We start from the raw sequence: 19,189 nt of genomic DNA on the forward strand, positions 1-19,189 counted from the left end.
AATGCGCAGAAACAAGCACGCGAAGATCGTGGCCACACTGGGCCCGGCGAGTGATGAACGACAGACCATTCAGGCGCTGTTCGACGCAGGCGCCGATGTGTTCCGGCTGAACTTCAGCCACGGAACCCACGAGGACCACAAGCGTCGCCTAGACCTCATCCGCGAAGTAGAACGCGACAGCGGACGGCCCATCGGCGTGCTGCTCGACCTGCAAGGCCCCAAGCTGCGCATCGGCACCTTTCCGGAGGGCTCGATCCAGCTCGTCGAAGGCAAGGGGTTCCGTGTCGATCTCGACACCAAGACACCTGGCAGTGCGACGCGCGTGGCGCTGCCGCATCCCGAGATCTTCGCGGCGCTGGAGGCGGGCACCGAGTTGCTTCTCGACGACGGCCGTCTGCGCCTGCGAGTGGAGACCTTCGGCAAGGACTTCGCCGAAACCCGCGTGGTGATCGGCGGCAAGCTCTCGGACCGAAAGGGCGTGAACGTGCCCGGGGTCGTGCTGCCGCTCTCGGCCCTGACCGAGAAGGACCGTGCCGACCTGGCCTACGGACTCAAGCTGGGCGTCGACTGGATCGCGCTGTCGTTCGTGCAGCGCCCGGAGGACATCATCGAAGTCCGCACCATCGTCGATGGGCGCGCGGGTATCGTTGCCAAGCTGGAGAAGCCGGCCGCAATCGCTTCACTGGATGCCATCCTCGCGGAGACAGACGCCGTGATGGTCGCGCGCGGCGACCTCGGTGTGGAGATGCCTGCGGAGCAGGTGCCATCCATCCAGAAGCGGATCGTTCGCGCATGTCGCCGCGCTGGTAAGCCGGTCATTGTCGCGACCCAGATGCTCGAATCGATGGTCACCGCACCGGTGCCAACCCGGGCCGAAGCGTCGGATGTGGCAACCGCGATCTACGAAGGTGCGGACGCGGTCATGCTCTCTGCGGAATCGGCCAGCGGCCGCTACCCAGTGGAGGCGGTGAAGATGATGAGCAGCATCATCACGCACACCGAGAGCGATCCGAACTACCGCTCCGCCATCGACGCGTCGCGCACGGAACCCGTCGCCCGCACCGCCGACGCCATTGGACTGGCGATGCGCGACATCACCGGCCTGCTCAGCGCGGCGGCCACCGTCGCGTATACGAGCTCGGGCTACTCGGCCCTGCGCATGGCGCGCGAACGTCCGCGCGCGCCCATCATCGGGATGACGCCCCGGTTGGCTACTGCGCGCCGACTGGCGCTCGCATGGGGCGTGCATGCCGTGCTCTGCCACGAAGTGGTGGACGTGCCGGAAATGAGCGAGCTCGCTTGCCGCACGGCACTCAAGGAAGGGTTCGGCACGTCGGGCCAGACCGTCGTCATCTCAGCCGGCATGCCCTTCGGCACCTCCGGCACCACCAACCTCCTGCGCATCGCGCAGATCTGATCGGGAAACAACACATGGCATCGATCCAGCAAATCCGCGGCTTCGAGATCCTCGATTCGCGAGGCAATCCGACGGTCGCTGCGGAGGTCGCCGAGTTGGGTCGGCACGCCGTCTTCGCAGGGCGATCGGCCATCCGAAGTCGCCACTGACAAGGAGACAACGGTTCGCTGTGCCCGCTCAGAACGCGTGGCGAATGCCGAAGTCGTAGCCGTAGCCGCGGTCCGCGCGATAGCCCGGTGCAGCCGAATTGATCGCGTTCGTGTAGCCGGGCGCGACGGCTGCCGATGCGACATTGACGACGGCGATCGCTGCGCCGTTCTCGTTCTTCGTCACGGCGAAGGTGGAGTAGAGCGCAGTGCGCTTCGACAGGTTGTAGATGTAGCCGAGCGCGAACTTCTCCGCCTTCGGATCAGGCGTGAGCATCGGCACCGGGCCGAACTTCGTGAAGTTAAAGAACTGGCCCTTGACTTGGGCGTACGACGCCTTGATCTGGCTCGCGCCGATGGGCACGCTCAAGCCGACGATGAAGTTGTTCGTGTTCACGTCCAGTGGGGGCGTCAGCGTGGGCGTGAAGGGGAAGGCTGCAACGTTCGCGAAATCGGTCTTGACGTCCACGCGTGAGTACTCGCCATAGAGCTTCACAAGCCCGAAGTCATACGACGCGCCGAGGTTGGCGGTGTTCACGTTGGTGGTGGAGCCGTAGAAGTAGTTGTCGGCGATCGTGCTGGTGCCGAACGCGATCGCTGTATCGAGCGGGCCGTTGGCGTAGCCGACGCGTGCGCCGACGTAGCGACCAGTGCGTGAATTGTTCGTTGCCTTGGGGTCGTTCTGCACCTGCACACCGGTAACGTTTTCGTTGAACGCGTACATCGCCTGGCCATAGAAGCCACCCAGTCCGCCCGGCAGGAAGTAGCTCACCGAGTTGGCCTTGCGCGCGTAGTTGCCACGATTGAGCGACAGCGTGGGCAGTGCGCCACCGAGTGTCTGTGCGATGAGCGAAGTGCCGACGCCGACCACCCCGAACGGATCGAAGACCGCGTCGTTCCAGAACGTCGGGTTGTAGTCGCGGCCCAGGCGCACTTCGCCGGCGGGCATGATCAGGCTCACCGTCGAGCGACGATCGAAGAGGATGCCGGTCGGCGACGTGCTGCCGTTGTCGGGCCACAGAGTCGATTCGAGCCAGAACGCGGCCGCATAGCCGCCTCCGAGGTCCTCCTGACCGCGGAACCCCAGGCGCGAGGATGCATTGCCACTGTTCGACAGCGCCCATTGGCTTTGCTTGATGTCGGGCTTCGGCGTCGTGGGCAGCACACCGTTGTTCTGATACTTGCTGGTCGCTTCGTAGTAGCTGACGCCGACGTCCACGACGCCAAAGAGGGTGAGGGAAGACTGCGCCGAGGCTGCGCCGGCCGCTGCGAGAGTCGAAAGCGCGATGAGTGTTTTTTTCATGTGTGATGTTGGAGAAACTGGAAGACGCCCAGACGGGCGGCCTGTAAGTTACGGCCCATCCCCACTGCGAACCCCCCCGAGAAGAGGGGGACGGGTTTCACCCATATCCAACCGCTCGTCTGCTGGCCGCGCCTGTGAGACCCGGCGGCTCGGCCGATGACGGCGACCCAGCCGGAGGTCTTGAATTCCGGTTCGGGAAATCCTGCCTCTGGCATGTTCGGCACGTCGGTCAGGGCGCGCGTGAGCACGTGCAGGCCGCCACCCGCCGGGGTGGCGACCACGAAGGTGAGCGTCTTGGTCAGGCAGGCCGGGGCGCGCCGCAGGGCCAGAGGTTTGTGCCGTGTGCCGTTACGCCACCGCCCGCGCCTGCCCGGCCCAGTGGGGTGCGCGCAGGTCGCGCTTGAGGATCTTGCCGGCGCCCGAGAGCGGCAACTCGCTGCGGAACTCCACCGTCTTGGGGCACTTGAAGCCGGCGACGAACTCGCGGCAGTGCGCACGGATCTCCTCTTCGGTCAGGACCACGCCGGGCTTGGGCATCACGACGGCGTGCACCGCTTCGCCCCACTGCGCGCTCGGCACGCCGATGACGGCGCACATCGCGACGCCAGGATGGCGCGAGATCGCGTTCTCGACCTCGGCCGAAAACACGTTCTCGCCGCCCGTCACGATCATGTCCTTCATGCGATCGACGATGAAGATGTGTCCGGCCTCGTCCATGTATGCGCCATCGCCGGTCCATAGCCAGCCATCCTTCAGCGCCTTGGCCGTCTCGTCCGGCTTGTTCCAGTAGCCCTGCATGACGTTGGGCCCGCGCACGATGATCTCGCCCACCGTGCCGCGCGGCAGTTCGCGGCCTTCCGGATCGACGATTCGGACGTGGATGCCGACGACGCCCCGCCCCACCGAGCGCGACAGCCCGCTCCTGCGTGCCGGCTCGGTGTGGTTCTCGGGCGGATTGCTGGCGATGATGGGGCTGGCCTCGGTCATTCCATAGGAATGCGACAACTGCAGCCAAGGCATGCGCTCGAGCACCAGTTCCACCGTGGCTGCGGCGCTGGGCGATGCGCCATAGGCCAGCCGCTGCAGACTGCCGAGCTTGTACTTGTGGAAGTCCGGGTGCGCGATCAGCATCTGGATCATGGTTGGCACCAACATGGTCTCGTCCACCGATTCGCGCTCGATGGTCTGAAGCACCTGGACGGCATCGAAGCCGGGCAGCACGACGTGCGTCTCGCCCGCCATGAACTGCACCATCGCGCGGCCCAGCCCTCCGATGTGGAAGAGCGGCGCTACATGCAGATTGCGCCCACCCCGCAGCGGCGGCATCTCGGCCATGCGCTGTACGGCCGCAGACCCCAGGTTCGTGTGCGAGAGCATGACGCCCTTGGGAAAGCCTGTCGTGCCTCCCGTGTACATGATGGCGGCAAGATCGCTCCCCCCACTGCCGGCATCAGGAACGGGCGCGGCCTCGTCGATGAGCTGCTCGTAGGACGCCATGTCCTGCGGCGGCTCTGCGTCGCCGGCGTAGATGAACAACGGCGGTGCCTTGGCCGTCCTGCGAATGCCATCCACCATGTGCAGGAATGCGTCGTCAACGATCAGGATGCGTGTGTCGCAGTCGTCGAGCGAATAGACGATCTCTGGCACGCTCCAGCGGATGTTCACGGGGTTGATCACGCCCGCGTTCCACCACACCGCCATCACGTATTCGAGATAGCGGTCCGAGTTGAGGGCCAGCATGCCCACGCGATCGCCGGGCTGCATGCCGAGCGAGCGCAAGGCGCCCGCCAGGCGCGCCACGCGGTCAGCCATTTCGCGGAAGGTCCGACGCCGGTCGTGGAAGATGGTCGCCAGACGGTCAGGGGTTTGTTGCAGCGAGCGCTGCAGGCTCAGAGTGAGATGCATAGGGGAGACAGGGAACAGCGGTGCGAATCAGCGGGAGGTCGGCGTCAGGCGTGAATCCATGAGAACCAGTCGCGCGGCCTGCGCGCCGACGTCGCCGAACAACTGATCCAGGACATGCACGCGGCGCAGGCAGTGGCCCACCGCGTATTCCTCGGTCATGCCGATGCCGCCGTGCGACTGGATGGCCGCCTGGCACAGCGAGCGCGCATAGCGGCCGATGGCCAGCTTGGCGCGCGGCAGGTCCATGGCCGACTCAGGTGTATCCGGCGAGTCGGCGGCGACCGCCGCGGCAATGGCGAGGCTGCGTGCCAGTTCGAGCTGTACCGCCATCTCGGCGATGCGATGACGCAGCGCCTGGTACTGGCCGATCGCGCGGCCGAACTGCTGGCGCGTGTTGACGTACTCGGTGGTGAGGGCGAAGGCGCGCTCCATGGTGCCGACCATGTCGGCGCAGACGGCAGCCGTGCCTGCGGCAAGCGTGGCCGCAATCGCGTCGCGGGCGCGTGCACCGTCTGCCGGATCGCCCAGCGGTTCGGCCACGGCATCGCGCAGCGTCAATTCGGCGGCGGCTGTGTCGTCGATCAGGCGATGGTCACGCAACGCCACACCGGCTGCTTGCGAGTCGACCAGGAACAACATCCGCCCATCGGCGTCACCGGGCTCGCCGTGCGTTCGCGCCGTGACCACCAGGCGGTGGGCGTGTGCGCCGTGCAGCACCAGAACCTTGCCACCGTCCAGGCGCCAGCCCTGCGGCGTTTGGCGCGCGCGGGTCTCGACCCACAGCGGTTCGTGGCGCGCCGTCGTCTCGTCAAGCGCAAAGGCCATTCGCAGCTCGCCGCTCGCGAGTGCCGGCAGTAGTGTGTCCCGCTGTGCATTGCTGCCCGCCTCGCGAACGGCGGTGGCGGCGAGCACGCTCGACGCCAGGTAAGGCTCCAGCAGAAGTGCACGGCCGCAGGCCTGCAGCACTGGAAGACGGTCCGTGGCGCCGCCTCCCAGGCCGCCGAAGGCCTCGGGGATGCCCAGGGCCGTCACGCCCAGTTCGGCCAGTTGGCCCCAGAGCCCGACGCTCCAGCCGGGCTCGCTGGCCGCGATGGCACGGCGCTGCTCGAAGCTGCAGTGGTCCGTCAGCAGGCGCTCGAGGCTGTCTGCAATCTGCTGTTGTTCGTCGCTCAGGTTGAAGTTCATTTTTTGCTTATCCCAGGAGCTGCTTGGCGAGGATGTCTTTCTGGACCTCGCTCGAGCCGCCGTAGATGGTCGCGGCGCGTATGAAGAAGTAGCGCGACACGGCACCGGCCTGCGCGTGTGATTCGCCATCGCGCCGTTCCAACCCGGCCGGGCCTGACAGGCGTGCAAGCAAGGCGGTGAGCTCCTGCATCAGCTCCGAGCCCTTGAGCTTGAGCACCGAGGCAAAGGCGGGCATCTTGCGGCCCATCTCCGGATCGGTCAGGAAGCGCCAGTTGGTGAGTTCGAGCGCACGGACTTCCGCGCCCAGCATGGCCAGCTCGGTCGCGAGCTTTGGGTCGTCGATCAGGCGCCGATCTCCCTGGCGGGTGGCGGCCGCCAGTTCGCGCGCGCGCTCCAGGCGCTCCCAACACAGGCCCACGCTGGCAATGGTGGCGCGCTCGCTGCCCAGCAGGTACTTGGCGCAATCCCAACCGCGGCCTTCCTCGCCGATCATGTTCGACACCGGTACACGCACGGCGTCGAAGAACACTTCGTTGAGGTGGTGCTCCCCGTCGATCGAGACGATGGGGCGCACAGATACGCCTGCAGAACGCATGTCGATCAGCAGGAATGAAATGCCGTCCTGCTTGCGCGCAGCGCTCTCGGTGCGCACCAGCGCGAAGATCCAGTCGGCGTTGTGGGCGCCGGTGGTCCAGATCTTCTGGCCCTCGACGATGTAGTGGTCGCCGTCGCGCGTGGCCCGGGTGCGCAGTGATGCGAGGTCGGAGCCGGCGCCGGGTTCGGAGAAGCCCTGGCAGAACCACAGGTCGAGGTTGGCCAGTTTGGGCAGGAAGAAGCGCTTCTGCTCCTCGGTGCCGAAGCGCAGCAGCACCGGCCCGAGCATGGCGACGTTGAAGGCGAGTGGCGTCGGCGCGCCCGCTCGCTGCAATTCGTCCAGCAGGATTAGGCGTTCGATGGTGCCCAGGCCCGCACCTCCGTATTCATTGGGCCAGTGCGGCGCGGCCCAGCCGCGCTCATGCAGGATGCGCTGCCAGGTCACCGTGTCCTGCTTGTGAAAGGCGCTGCCGTTGCGCACGCGCTCGCGGATGTCGGCCGGCAGGCGCTCGCGGATGAAGGCACGCGCTTCCTCGCGGAAGGCCTTTTGCGAGGCAGTGAGTTCGAGGTCCATCGGGAGAAGAAGGAGAGGGTGAATGAACGGGTCTGCAGGCGCAGGGTTCGCGCTTCAGGCGGCGCGCCGATGCGGCGGCCACAGCAGCTGCATGGCCTGGCCGTCGATGCGATAGGCCTGGCAGCTGTCGACGAGCATCGGACGGGGCAGAGGGCCCTCCTTGCGATGCGCCTCGCTGATGATGTTCGTCTCGCGCCAGAGCGAGAACCAGGTCTGGATGGCCGTCGTGGCAAGGGGGCCGAGCAGCTCGGTCAGGTGCGTGCAGCCTTGGGCGCCTCCGAAGAGGGACTTCACCTTCTTCGAGAAGCCGGGGCCGATCTTCAACCCTACCAACTCCTGATAGCGTGCGTTGCTGTCTCCGCAATAGGGGGTCGGTGCCGCGACGGTGTGAGCCTGCACCTGGCGGATCACCATGTCCGTGTCGAAGCTGACGACCAGGCGCATGTCGTGCAGCGCCTCGCCGGCCGAAAGGCGCTTGAAGAACATCTCGGTCCCGTCGGGCGAAATGTCCTTCATCGTCGCTTCGACGTCGAACAGGCCGTCGTCGCGCAGGTAGCCTGTGCATTGCACCTGTCGTGTGTGCAGCAGGCGGCGCCCTTGCGCCATAGCCTGATCGCGTTCGAGTTGCACAGGGGTCTCCAGTAGATCTGTCGTAAGGCTGATGCCGGGGCTTCGAAGATAGGTCTTGGCACCTGCCTGCGTGCCCACCCCGCTCGGGGGGGCGTGCAGCAATTAATAAACCAGTTTAATATCCACGTGTTTATGAAATACGACCACACGCAGCGTTTCAGCTTCCTGGTCAACCATGTGGCCAAGCTGCACGGTGGCCATTTCGACCGGCTGGCACGCGAACGACTCGGACTGTCGCTGGCCCAGTGCCGCCTGATCGGCGCGCTGGCCACTCATGAAGGCGCGGTCCCACTTTCCCAGGCAGAGCTCGCACAGCGGCTGGAACTCAGCGCGATGGGCGTGGCCGCCCTGTGCGACCGCATGGAAACGGCGGGCTGGATACGCCGGGAAACGTCGCCCACCGATCGCCGGGCGAACTGGGTGCACCCGGAGCCGCGCGCGCTGACCGCGTTCGACGAAGCCCTGAAGATCAGCGACGAGGTGCAGGCGCACGGCTTGCGCAAGCTGAGCGCGGCCGAGCGCAAGCAACTCATCGCGCTGCTTGGCAAGGCGCGCGAAGGGCTGCTGGCCTGGGAGCCTGCCGCCGCGGAAGGGGGGAAGGCATGAGCGCGTCCACCACCTTCCCCGTGCCCAATCGCGGAATGATCACGATCTCGATCATGCTCGCGACCATCATGCAGGCGCTGGACACCACCATCGCCAACGTCGCGTTGCCGCACATGCAGGGCAGCCTGCAGGCCTCGCAGGACCAGATCACCTGGGTGCTGACTTCCTACATCGTCGCCTCGGCCATCGCGCTGCCGCTCACCGGCTGGCTGTGCGGGCACTGGGGGCGCCGGCGGGTCTTCCTGGTCTCGGTGGTCGGCTTCACGATTGCGTCCGCGCTGTGCGGGCTTGCCGGCTCGATGACCGAGATCGTCGCTGCGCGGCTGCTGCAGGGCATCTTCGGGGCGGCGCTGGTTCCGTTGTCTCAAGCGGTGCTGCTGGATATCAATCCGCCGCAGAAGGTCGGCCAGGCCATGGCGATCTGGGGCGCCGGCATCATGGTCGGCCCGATCCTCGGGCCGCTGCTGGGCGGCTGGCTCACCGATCAGTTCGATTGGCGGTGGGTGTTCTTCATCAACCTGCCCGTGGGGCTGTTCGCGCTGTGGGGCATCGGGCGATATCTCCCTGAAAGCCGTCCCCGCGCGGAGAAGCTCGACGTCTTCGGCTTCGTCACGCTGAGCCTCGGCATCGGTCTCCTGCAGTTGTTTCTCGATCGCGGCGAGCAACTCGACTGGTTCGATTCGTGGGAGATCCGCCTGGAAGCGGCCGGCGCCGTGATCGCGCTGGCATTCTTCGCGGTGCACACCTGGACGGTGCAAGGCGCGAGCTTCCTCAACCGCGAGCTGCTGAAGGACCGCAACTTCGTCACCGGGCTGCTGTTCGCCTTCATCGTCGGCATGATCCTGTTCGCCACGATGTCGCTGCTGCCGACCTTCCTGCAGGGCCTGATGGGCTACCCGGTGGTCTACACCGGCGCCGTCACCGCGCCCCGCGGCGTGGGCACGATGATCGCGATGATGGTCGTCGGCCGGCTGGTTCAGCGCGTGGACGTGCGAGGGATCATGGCGGTGGGCTTCGGGCTCACGGCCTTCTCGCTGTGGCAGATGACGCGCTTCACGCCCGACATGGACAGCACGCTGATCATCACCTCGGGCTTCATCCAGGGGCTGGGCATCGGCTTCACCTTCGTGCCGCTGTCGACCGCCACCTTCGCCACGCTGGCGCCGCATCTGCGGCACCAGGGCACGCCCATCTTCAGCCTTCTGCGCAACATCGGCAGCAGCGTCGGGATCTCGATCGTCCAGGCCCTGTTGACCGAAGGCTCGAGCAGCGCGCACGCCAACCTGGCGTCGCTGGTGGCGCCCGGCAATGCGGGTCTGGCCTACCTGGGAGCGGCTGCGAACATCGCAACGCCGTCCGGCCTCGCTGCGCTGAACGCGGAGGTGACGCGGCAGGCGGCGATGATCGCCTACCTCAACGACTTCTGGATCATGATGGCGATGACCGCGGTGTCGATCCCGCTGTTGCTGCTGATCCGCAAGCCGCGCCGCGCTTCAAGCGGCCCGGCGGAAGTCCCGCACTAGCTTCGGGGTCAGACGACGGAACTCGTCGTAACAGGGGCGTTTGCACCGTTGCGCCAGTCCGTCGGTGGTGGCGCGGTGACGATCGAGTCCAGCGCTGGGTCGGGCATGCGCAGTGCCCTGAGGTCGGGGCGCGGACGGCGCAATGCCGGGTCGGACGCAAAAGCCTGCTCCATCGCAAGCGCGGCCGACAGCACCTGCAGGTCGCCCCGGAACGGGCCGACGACCTGAAGGCCGAAGGGCATGCCTTTGGCGTCGGTGCCGCAGGGCAGCGACAACGCGGGATGGGTCGTGAGCGTCGTGACGTAGGTCAGCGCGAGCCATCGGTAGTAGTTGGCCTGCGGCTTGCCATCGACCATGTGGGCGTAGGGCTCGGTCCATGGGAACGGCGAGACCGGCGTCGTCGGCGCCAGCACCAGGTCGTAGTCGGCAAAGGTGGCCTGGAATCGACCGAGGATGCGGGTCTGCTCGGCCTGGGCCCAGGCGCTGTCCAGCAGGCTCATTCGTGCGCCCATCTCGTAGTTGGCTCGCGGGTTCGCGCCGAGGGCGGTGGGATCCTTCTCGTAGGCCTCGCGCATGCCGGCCACAAAGGCCTCGGCACGCAGCACGTCGAAGCACCGGTGCACGTCGCCCAGGTCGAAGCGCACCTCGTCGCAGCGCGCGAACAGGTGCCGCATGGCGGCGATCCGCGAGGCGAAGGTGGCGCGGATGTCCGGGTCCACGTCGCAGCAGTCGAAGTCGGCCGTGTAGGCAACGCGCAGCCGGCCTAGATCGGCCGCTTCAGGCGACAGGAAGGCGAGGGGGTCGAGTGGATGGCTGAGCGGATCGCCAGCATGCATCCCGGCCGTGGCCGCGAGTTGCAGGCAGGCATCCGCGACCGTGCGGCCCATCGGTCCGACCACCGAGATGGGCGTCCACCCCAGCAACTTGCGCACGCTGGGCACCACGCCGGGCGACGGGCGAAAGCCGACCACGCCGCATTTCGAGGCGGGGATACGAAGCGAGCCGCCGGTGTCCGAGCCGGTGCACACGGGCAGCATGTCGCACGCCAGCGCGGCCGCGGAGCCGCCCGAGGAGCCCCCGGCGTTCAAGCGCGGGTCGAAGGGATTGCCGGTCGCGCCCCAGACCGGGTTGCGGGAGTTGGCCCCCGCGCCCATCTCGGGCACGTTGGTCTTGGCGGTGACGATGCCGCCCGCGCGCCGCAGTCGCGCCACGAGTTCGATGTCCTGGTCAGGCACGTGCGCACGGAAGGCGGGCGAGCCGAAAGTGGTCAGCAGTCCGGCGGTCGGCTCCAGGTCTTTCACACCCACGGGAAGCCCGTGCAGAAGGCCCAGCGATTCGCCGCGCAGCACCGCCTTCTCGGCAACGCGGGCTTCGTCGCGTGCGCGATCGAAGCAGGTCGCAGTGACGGCGTTGATGTAGGGATTCACCGCCTCGATCCGTTCGATGCACACCTCCAGCAGTTCGACCGGAGAGACCTCGCGGCTCGCGATCATCCGGCGCAGTTCGACAGCGGTGTGCTCGACCAAAGCGGTGGTGTTCGGTGGCTGACTCATGCTGCTCATTCCGGCTGGATGTTGGCGCGCACCGCGACCGCACGCATCAGGGGCAGCTCGGCCTTGAGTTGCGCGGCGGCTTTTGCCGAGTCGACGAAGCTGGCCTCGACACCCTGCTCGGCGAAGCCCTTGCGCACCGCCGGGTCGGCGATCGAATCGGCCAGCGCCTTCTCGAGCTTGGCATGCACTGCAGGCGGCAGGCCGCGCGGCGCCGCCACCATGCCCCAACTGTCGAGCACCGCGGCCGGATAGCCTGACTCCGCAAAGGTGGGCACTTCGGGGAGCAACGGCGAACGTTTGGCCGTGGTGATCGCGATCGCCTTGACCTTGCCCGCCTTGATCTGCGGCAAGGCGGCGGTCACGGTGTCGAAGGAAAAGGGCACCTGTCCGCCGATCAGGTCGGTCATCGCCGGCCCGCTGCCTTTGTACGGAACGTGCATCAGCCGGATCCCCATGGCCTGCAACGCCATCTCGGCCGCGAAGTGCGAACTCGTGCCCGCGCCGAAGGACGCATAGCTGTACTTGTCGGGAGCGCCCTTCGCGGTCGCCACCAGTTCCTTCAGGTTGTTCACCGGCACCTTGGGATTGACCAGCAGAACGAGGCCGACCCGGCTGATGATGCCGATCGGCTCGAAGCTCTTGATCGGGTCATAGGGCAGCGACTTGCGGATCGCCGGGTTCAGCGTGTAGGTGGAGGCGGAGCTCATCAGCAGCGTGTAGCCGTCGGGCTTGGCGTTGGCGACGAAGGCCGCGCCGATGGCGGGGCCGGCGCCAGGCTTGTTGTCGACGATCACGGTCTGGCCGAGCTTTTCGCCCATCTTCTGGGCCACCAGGCGCGTCTGCACGTCGCCGCCACCACCGGGAGGGAACGGCACGACGATCGTGATCGGCCGCGAGGGGAAGCTGTCTTCGGCCAGGGCGGCGGCAGAGAGTCCGAGTGCGCTGAAAGCGCCGAGGGCGACGAGCCCGAGAGTACGCAGGAGCGGGGTGTGCATGGCGACGGCGGGTGAGTGTGTGGGGGCGAGGATTGCGGAGACGAGCCCTCATCGTAGGAAGGCCGATCGTTCCAAGCAATGACCATGATTTGAATGTTTTGTTGCGATAATCGCAATTCACATAAGGGTCAACCCGTGTCCAAGAACATCAATCGGCGTGTCCTCCAGGAGACGGCCCTGCGCCACTTCCTCGAGGTCGTACGCACCGGTTCCGTCACGGCCGCGGCCGAGCGGCTGAGCGTCGCGCCGTCCGCCGTCAGCCGGCATATCGCGCATCTGGAGAGCCAACTCGACACCCTGCTGTTCGAGCGCAGGGCCCGTGGCATGGTGCCCAACGCGGCCGGCGAGCTGCTCGCCGCGCACGCCAAGCGCGCCTGGCAGGACATCGAACGCGTGACGGACGACATCCAGGCGTTACGCGGCCTGCAGACCGGCCTCGTGCGAATCGCAAGTACCGAGGGGTTTGCATCCGAGTTCCTCCCCGGCCTCATCGCCGAGTTCCAGCGCGAGTACACGGGCATCCGCTTCGCTTTGAACGTTCACATGCAGGCCGAGATTCCCCAGTTGGTGCGCGATGGCGAGGTCGATATCGGCGTCACGCTCAGCACGACCTCGGAGCGCCAGATCAACGTGGAGCTGCGGCATCCGTCGCCCATCCTGGCCATCATGGCCAAGGACCACCCGCTTGCCTCGCGACGACAGCTGTCGCTGGCGCAGCTGGTCGGCTATCCGATGGCATTGCCGGGGGGCGCGTATTCGACGCTGCGCCAGTTGTTCGACATCAGTTGCAGCCGCCAGGGCCTGCAGTGCGACCCTGCGTTCCTGAGCAACCGCCTCGATGCTTCGATTTCATTCGCGGCGGCCGGCGGCGGCATCGCCCTCAGCGGCGAAGCTGCCCTCCGCAACCGCCTGAAGGCCGGCCATCTTGTCGCTGTGCCGCTGCGGGACCGCGAGATGAACGAGCGCCACTTCGAGATCCAGACCATGGCCGGGCGGACATTGCCCGGCGCCTGCCGCGCATTCCTCGATCACTTGCGGGAGGCGGTTCGCGTGGAAGGGTAGGGCTGCCATTGAATTGCGTGAATCGCAACGATGACTTCTATATATTGCCAACCGGAGATCGAGGCCGCGTTCCACAATCGGGCGATCACAGCTAGGACTTCTCCCCCATGACCCAGGCACCCACCCTCCCTTTTTCCAAGATTCGCCTCGCCAAGGGCCTGGCCTTCCTGTCTGGCGAGATGCCTTTTTCGGACGACGGGAGCATTCCCGACGGCATCGCGGCGCAGACCGCGCTGGTGCTGCAGCGCATCGGTGCCACGCTCGGCACCGCCGGCCTGACGCTCGACGACGTGGTGCAAGTGGCGGTGCATCTCGTGGATGGCGGCGACTTCGCAGCCTTCAACGCGGAGTACCGCAAGCACTTCAGTGACCCGCTCCCGGTGCGCACCACCGTGGTCGCGAGCCTGCTGGCGCCCGGAGCTCGTCTCGAGGTCACCGTGACGGCGGCGCAGCGCGACTGATCGCATGTCCGCCGACGTCATCGTTCTTGGCGCCGGCATGGTCGGCACCTGCACCGCGTTGCAGCTTGCGCGGCGCGGTCACTCCGTTGCGCTGGTCGACCGCCGGGCACCCGGAAGCGAGACTTCCTACGGCAACGCAGGGATCATCCAGCGCGAAGCGGTCGAGCCCTATGCCTTTCCGCGCGAGTGGTCAGCCGTCTTCGACGTCGCGTTCAAGCGCGGCATGGACGTCAACTACCACCTGAGCGCACTGCCGGAGGTGCTGCCGCGACTGGCGCGCTACTGGCACGCTTCCGCGCCCGCGCGCTACGCACCGATCGCGCAGGCCTACAGCCGGTTGATTGCGCATTGCCTGACCGAGCACGAGGTGCTGATGGCCGAGTCTGGTGCGGACGACCTCGCGCGCAAGGAAGGCTACCGCTTCGTCTTTCGCACATCGGCCGCGATGGAAGAGGCTGCGACGCGTGCGACCCGGCTCGCGGCCGACTACGGTGTGCGGCACACGCTGCAGGGCGGTGATGAATTGGCAAAGGCAGAACCCGGCCTGCGCCAACGCATGGCCGGTGCGCTGCACTGGCTGGACCCGTGGTCCGTGAGCGATCCGGGCGCGTTGGTAGCGCGCTACGCGCAACGCTTCGAGGCACTGGGCGGCCAACTGGTCGAGGGTGATGCAGCCAGCCTGCGAGCTGCTGGGAGTGGCTGGGAAGTCCGGACGAGCACCGGTCCGATTACGGCGCGACACGCGGTCGTGGCCCTCGGCCCCTGGGCGGATGCATTGATCGCGCCGCTCGGCTATCGGCTGCCCTTGTTCGTCAAGCGCGGCTATCACCGTCACTATCGCGGCGGCCCCGGGTTGCAATTGCCGATGCTCGATGCCGAGCGCGGCCTTGTGCTCGCGCCCATGGCGCAGGGTGTTCGCATCACGACGGGTGCCGAGTTCGCCCGCATCGGTGCACCGGGTACGCCGGTGCAATTGGCCAAGGCGGAAGCAGCGGCTCGGGAGTTGATCGATCTGCCGGACCCCGTCGAAGCACAGCCCTGGATGGGCAACCGGCCCTGCACCGCAGACATGAAGCCGGTGATCGGTCCGGCGCCAAACCATGCAGGACTCTGGTTCAACTTCGGCCACGCTCACCAGGGGTTCACGTTGGGGCCCGCGAGCGGCCGATTGATGGCCGACATGATCGAGGGCGCGACTCCCTTCGTCGATCCGGCCCCCTATTCAGCAAGCCGCTTCTAGCTGCCTGCCGACAGGCATCGCACCATGTCAGTGCCTCGAAACGCAAAGGCGTTTCAAGGCGCCGGAACACGCCCAACGACGATGCCTTTTGCCCCGAATCAATGCAGAAAAGACTGAAATAAATGCGCTAATTTGTAGATCATTTTCTTCTGAATATTGATCACAGCGAAGGCATTTGCGTTGCTAATCTTCGAGCGAATTCCGCAATCAAGGACGCTCGATGAAAGCCTCGTTTCTTCCCAAATTCGCACGCCTCGCGACCCTTGTCGCCGGCGCCACGCTCGGCCTGGTGGCCGTCGACGCAACCGCCCAGACCGCGGCCAAGCCCCTGAAGCCGGTGACCATCGCCCTGGGCACGCAGGTGGTCAATGTGACCTATCCGTGGCTCACGCTGCCGATCGCGCTGGGCTACTGGAAGGACGACGGCTACGACGTCAAGATCGTCACGACGGCCGGCTCGCTGCAGGGCATCCAGCAGATGGTCGCCGGCGGCGTGGACTTCGCGCAGGTCAACTCGACCGGGCTGATCCAGGCCAACGTCGACAACGAGGTCGCGGTGCGCGGCCTGATGGGCACCGGCGTCATCGACTGGGGCGTCGGCGTGCCGCAGGACAGCGGCATCAAGTCGGTGACCGACCTCAAGGGCAAGAAGATCGGCATCTTCAGCCTCGGCACGGGCGGGATGCCGTTGCTCAAGGGCTACCTGCGTGCCAATGGCATCAACCCCGACACCGACGTGCAGATCATCGCCACCGGTGCCGGCGCACCCGCGCTCGAAGCGCTGAAATCCGATCGCGTGCAGGCGCTGATGTTCTGGGGTTCGGCCCTCACGGGCTTCCAGAATGCGGGCACGAAGATGCGCGTGCTCTTCGATCCGTCATGGCGCGCCTTGCCGGACTTCACTTTCGCGACCATGCAGAAGACGATCGACACCGATCCCGCGATGGTCGAGGCGATCTCGCGCGGCGCGGCCAAGGCGACGCTCTTCGCGCAGACCAACCCGGAATGCGCGCGCAAGATCCACTGGAAGTACTTCCCGAGCACCAAGCCCACCGGCGCCGATGAAGCCACGCTCGCCAAGTGGGACCTTGCGCTGCTGCAGACGCAACTCGAGACCATGTCCGCCGCGCAGACGATGAACGGCGGCAAGCTCATCGGCGCGATGAGCCCGGCCGCCTATGGCCGCATGCAGGAACAGATGGTGAAGGACGGCCTGATCAAGCGCACGGTGGCGCCCGATTCGATGCTGTACCTCAAGCCCGGCTTCGTCGAGGCGATCAACAACTTCGACCACAAGGCGGTCATCGATGCCGCCAAGGCCTGCAAGGGCGTTTGAGTGACACCCGCGATGACACCCGAGCAGTTCGTGGCCGGCCTGCCGAAGGCGGAGCTTCACATGCACATCGAGGGCTCGATCGAGCCCGACCTGTTCCTTCGCCTCGCCCGTCGCAACGGTGTGGCCGTGCGCTGGCAGACGGAAGAGGAATTGCGTGCCGCCTACCGGTTTACCGACCTTCAGGACTTCCTCGACCTCTACTACGACGGTTGCCGCGTGCTGGTGAAGTCGCAGGACTTCCATGACGTCACGCGCGAGTACCTGCGCCGCGCCCATGCGGACTACGTACTGCACGCCGAACTCTTCCTCGGGCCGCAGGGGCACACCACGCGCGGCATCCCGCTTGCCGCCGTGATGGAGGGCGTGCTCGGCGCGATGGCCGATGCGCACGCCGAAGACGCCGTGACTTCGGGACTGATCGTGCTGGCGCAACGGCACCGCAGCGAGGAAGAGGCCCTCGCGATGCTGGACGCGCTTCAGCCCTGGTATGGGCAACTGCTGGGCTTCGGCCTCGGCGGCGCCGAGGTCGGCAATCCACCCGCCAAGTTCGCCGAGTTCTTCCGTCGATGCCGCGAACTCGGCTTCAAGGTCGTGGCGCATGCAGGCGAGGAAGGGCCGGCCGCATACGTGCGTGACTCGGTGGAGCTGCTCGAGGTGGATCGCGTCGACCACGGAAACGCCTGCGTCGACGACCCGTCGCTGGTTGCGGAGCTTGCCGGACGGCGCATCCCGCTGACGATGTGCCCGCTCTCGAATCTCAAGCTGCAGGTGATTCCCGCAGTCGACGCGCATCCTCTCAAGCGTCTGCTGGATGCCGGCCTGTGCGTGACCGTCAATTCGGACGATCCGTCCTACTTCGGCGGCTACGTCAACGACAACTACGTGGCGTGCCAGCAGGCGCTCGGCCTCGATCACGAGGATCTTGCGCGGCTTGCCCGCAACAGCTTCGAGGCCGCGTTCATGCCTGAGGCGCAACGCGTCGACGCGATCGCACGCATCGACGACTGGCTGACTCGATCGGGCGCGCGCGCAGGGGAGCGCGAATGAATTCGGCCGTGGCTTCTGAAACCAGACCTGCGTTCCGCTTCGACCGGCTGCAGAAGACCTTCCGCTCGAAGGATGGGGGCGACGTCATCGCCTTGCAGAACGTCGACTTCCGGGTGCAGCGCGGGGAGTTCGTCACCGTCGTCGGCCCCAGCGGTTGCGGCAAGAGCACGTTGCTGCGCATTCTTGCGGGGCTCGACCGGGCGACCGGCGGCAACGTCGAACTGGGTGGCCGCGAACACACCGGCCCGAGCCGCGAGATCGGCGTCGTCTTCCAGGCGCCGGTGCTGCTTCCCTGGCGCAACATCCTGGAGAACGTGCTCGTTCCCGCGCAGATCCAGGGCCGCGACCCCAAGACTGCACGCGAACGTGCGATGCACTACCTGCAGCTCGTCGGCCTTGCGGGCTTCGAGACCAAGTACCCGAACGAACTCTCGGGCGGCATGCAGCAGCGCGTGGGCATCGCGCGCGCACTGGTCAACGACCCGATGCTTCTGCTCATGGACGAGCCCTTCGGCGCGCTCGACGCGATGACCCGCGAGACCATGAACGTCGAACTGCTGAAGCTTCGCGAGCGAACCGGCGCGACCATCATGCTCGTCACCCACAGCATTCCCGAGGCCGTGTTTCTCGGCGACCGGGTGATCGTCATGTCTCCGCGGCCCGGTCGCGTCACGCAGGTGATCGAGGTCGACCTGCCGTCGCCACGCACGCTGGACGTGATCAACACCGAGCGCTTCGGCGCCTATGTCTCCGGCATCCGCGCCAACCTGAACGCGAGCGGAGGGCTCGACTGATGACCACGACCGCCACCAGCCCCGACGCTGCGCCCGCGCTCACGCCGCTGAAACGCCGCATGCTGATCGGGTTCTTCTTTGTCGCAGTGATCGGCATCTGGCATGTCGCCATCTCCGCATTCGGCGTCTCGCACCTGATCTTCCCGGGGCCGGAGCGGGTTGCTCGCGCAGTCTACGACGTGCTCGTGTCCGGCGAGATCTGGTCGCACCTGTGGGTCACGCTCTACGAGATCCTTGCCGGCTTCGCCGTCGGTGCGCTCGCGGGGTTCCTGCTCGGTGCGCTGATCGGGCAGAGCGCCCTGCTCGAAGCGGTGCTCTATCCCTACGTGGTTGCCTTCCAGACGGTGCCCAAGGTCGCGATCGCGCCGCTGTTCGTGCTGTGGTTCGGATTCGGCACCGCGTCCAAGGTCGTGATCACTGCAACAATCGTCTTCTTTCCGGTGCTGGCCAACACCATCGTCGGACTGCGTTCGGCGCCACGCGACCAGATCGACCTGATGCGTGCGTTCACCGCCTCGGGCTGGCATGTGTTCCGCATGGTCCGCCTGCCGCATGCGTTGCCCTATGTCTTCGCGGGGCTCGACATCGGGATCGTGCTCGCGGTCATCGGCGCGATCGTCGGCGAGTTCGTGGGCGCGCAAGCGGGCCTCGGCTACCTGATCCTGCAGCGCAACTTCTCGATGGACGCAGCCGGCATGTTCGCCATCCTCATCATTCTGTCGCTCATCGGCATCGTGCTGCACGGCATCGTCAAGGCGATCGCCCGTCGGGTCATCTTCTGGGCCGATGCGTTCTCCGACCTGTCGCGCGGCACCTGA

At 66.5% G+C, this 19,189-nt stretch carries 18 protein-coding genes; 11 read left to right on the forward strand and 7 right to left on the reverse strand.

Annotated elements, in window-relative coordinates; genetic code table 11:
* The first annotated feature begins 1 nt into the window (after window position 1).
* A complete protein-coding gene (pyk, locus tag FHW64_RS13565; RefSeq protein ID WP_184526938.1) occupies window positions 2-1,417 on the forward strand; it encodes a pyruvate kinase in 1,416 nt (471 codons plus the stop codon).
* Window positions 1,418-1,431: 14 nt separating this feature from the next.
* Window positions 1,432-1,566 (forward strand): hypothetical protein, encoded by a 135-nt coding sequence (locus tag FHW64_RS34430; RefSeq protein WP_260303800.1) that lies wholly within the window; start codon window positions 1,432-1,434, stop codon window positions 1,564-1,566.
* Between the two features lie 28 nt (window positions 1,567-1,594).
* Here the strand turns inward: FHW64_RS34430 and FHW64_RS13570 are convergent, their stop codons facing one another.
* From FHW64_RS13570 to FHW64_RS13590, 5 genes are all read right to left on the reverse strand, one after another.
* Entirely contained in the window at window positions 1,595-2,866 is a 1,272-nt protein-coding gene (locus tag FHW64_RS13570; RefSeq protein ID WP_184526940.1) for a porin, read from the reverse strand.
* Window positions 2,867-3,214: 348 nt separating this feature from the next.
* A complete protein-coding gene (locus FHW64_RS13575; RefSeq protein ID WP_184526941.1) occupies window positions 3,215-4,771 on the reverse strand; it encodes a long-chain fatty acid--CoA ligase in 1,557 nt (518 codons plus the stop codon).
* Window positions 4,772-4,798: 27 nt separating this feature from the next.
* Window positions 4,799-5,956: an acyl-CoA dehydrogenase family protein gene (locus tag FHW64_RS13580; protein WP_184526944.1), complete on the reverse strand. Its 1,158-nt coding sequence runs from the start codon at window positions 5,954-5,956 to the stop codon at window positions 4,799-4,801.
* Between the two features lie 7 nt (window positions 5,957-5,963).
* A complete protein-coding gene (locus FHW64_RS13585; protein WP_184526946.1) occupies window positions 5,964-7,124 on the reverse strand; it encodes an acyl-CoA dehydrogenase family protein in 1,161 nt (386 codons plus the stop codon).
* Between the two features lie 54 nt (window positions 7,125-7,178).
* Window positions 7,179-7,754 (reverse strand): DUF2889 domain-containing protein, encoded by a 576-nt coding sequence (locus FHW64_RS13590; protein WP_311733301.1) that lies wholly within the window; start codon window positions 7,752-7,754, stop codon window positions 7,179-7,181.
* A gap of 93 nt (window positions 7,755-7,847) precedes the next feature.
* Here FHW64_RS13590 and FHW64_RS13595 point away from each other — a divergent pair, with 93 nt between their 5' ends.
* Both FHW64_RS13595 and FHW64_RS13600 read left to right on the forward strand, forming a co-directional pair.
* A complete protein-coding gene (locus FHW64_RS13595; protein ID WP_184526948.1) occupies window positions 7,848-8,360 on the forward strand; it encodes a MarR family winged helix-turn-helix transcriptional regulator in 513 nt (170 codons plus the stop codon).
* The gene (locus tag FHW64_RS13600) at window positions 8,357-9,883 is read left to right on the forward strand and encodes an MDR family MFS transporter (RefSeq protein ID WP_184526950.1); all 1,527 of its coding nucleotides are present in this window, start codon (window positions 8,357-8,359) and stop codon (window positions 9,881-9,883) included. Before FHW64_RS13595 ends, FHW64_RS13600 begins: the two co-directional genes overlap by 4 nt.
* Window positions 9,884-9,891: 8 nt before the next feature.
* On the opposite strand, the gene FHW64_RS13605 is transcribed toward FHW64_RS13600, so the two are convergent.
* Window positions 9,892-11,436, reverse strand: coding sequence for an amidase (locus FHW64_RS13605; protein ID WP_184526952.1), 1,545 nt, complete (start codon window positions 11,434-11,436; stop codon window positions 9,892-9,894).
* 5 nt (window positions 11,437-11,441) lie between these two features.
* Window positions 11,442-12,431, reverse strand: coding sequence for a tripartite tricarboxylate transporter substrate binding protein (locus tag FHW64_RS13610; protein ID WP_184526953.1), 990 nt, complete (start codon window positions 12,429-12,431; stop codon window positions 11,442-11,444).
* Window positions 12,432-12,578: 147 nt separating this feature from the next.
* Between FHW64_RS13610 and FHW64_RS13615 the strand changes: the two genes are divergently transcribed.
* The 7 genes from FHW64_RS13615 to FHW64_RS13645 all read left to right on the forward strand — a co-directional run bounded on the left by FHW64_RS13615 (window position 12,579) and on the right by FHW64_RS13645 (window position 19,189).
* On the forward strand, window positions 12,579-13,493 hold the full coding sequence (locus tag FHW64_RS13615) for a LysR family transcriptional regulator (protein ID WP_409350622.1): 915 nt from the start codon (window positions 12,579-12,581) through the stop codon (window positions 13,491-13,493).
* 107 nt (window positions 13,494-13,600) lie between these two features.
* Entirely contained in the window at window positions 13,601-13,954 is a 354-nt protein-coding gene (locus tag FHW64_RS13620; protein ID WP_184526957.1) for a RidA family protein, read from the forward strand.
* Window positions 13,955-13,958: 4 nt separating this feature from the next.
* The gene (locus FHW64_RS13625; protein WP_184526959.1) at window positions 13,959-15,194 is read left to right on the forward strand and encodes an FAD-binding oxidoreductase; all 1,236 of its coding nucleotides are present in this window, start codon (window positions 13,959-13,961) and stop codon (window positions 15,192-15,194) included.
* 220 nt (window positions 15,195-15,414) lie between these two features.
* The gene (locus FHW64_RS13630; protein WP_184526961.1) at window positions 15,415-16,530 is read left to right on the forward strand and encodes an ABC transporter substrate-binding protein; all 1,116 of its coding nucleotides are present in this window, start codon (window positions 15,415-15,417) and stop codon (window positions 16,528-16,530) included.
* A 12-nt stretch (window positions 16,531-16,542) separates the two neighbouring features.
* The gene (locus FHW64_RS13635) at window positions 16,543-17,577 is read left to right on the forward strand and encodes an adenosine deaminase (protein ID WP_184526963.1); all 1,035 of its coding nucleotides are present in this window, start codon (window positions 16,543-16,545) and stop codon (window positions 17,575-17,577) included.
* Window positions 17,574-18,371 carry an ABC transporter ATP-binding protein gene (locus FHW64_RS13640; protein ID WP_184526965.1) on the forward strand — a complete coding sequence of 266 codons (798 nt, stop codon included), beginning with the start codon at window positions 17,574-17,576 and terminating at the stop codon, window positions 18,369-18,371. Before FHW64_RS13635 ends, FHW64_RS13640 begins: the two co-directional genes overlap by 4 nt.
* Entirely contained in the window at window positions 18,371-19,189 is an 819-nt protein-coding gene (locus FHW64_RS13645) for an ABC transporter permease (RefSeq protein ID WP_184526966.1), read from the forward strand. The genes FHW64_RS13640 and FHW64_RS13645 overlap by 1 nt, the downstream gene beginning before the upstream one ends.

Source organism: Variovorax sp. Sphag1AA (assembly GCF_014192575.1).
GTDB lineage: Bacteria > Pseudomonadota > Gammaproteobacteria > Burkholderiales > Burkholderiaceae_C > Variovorax.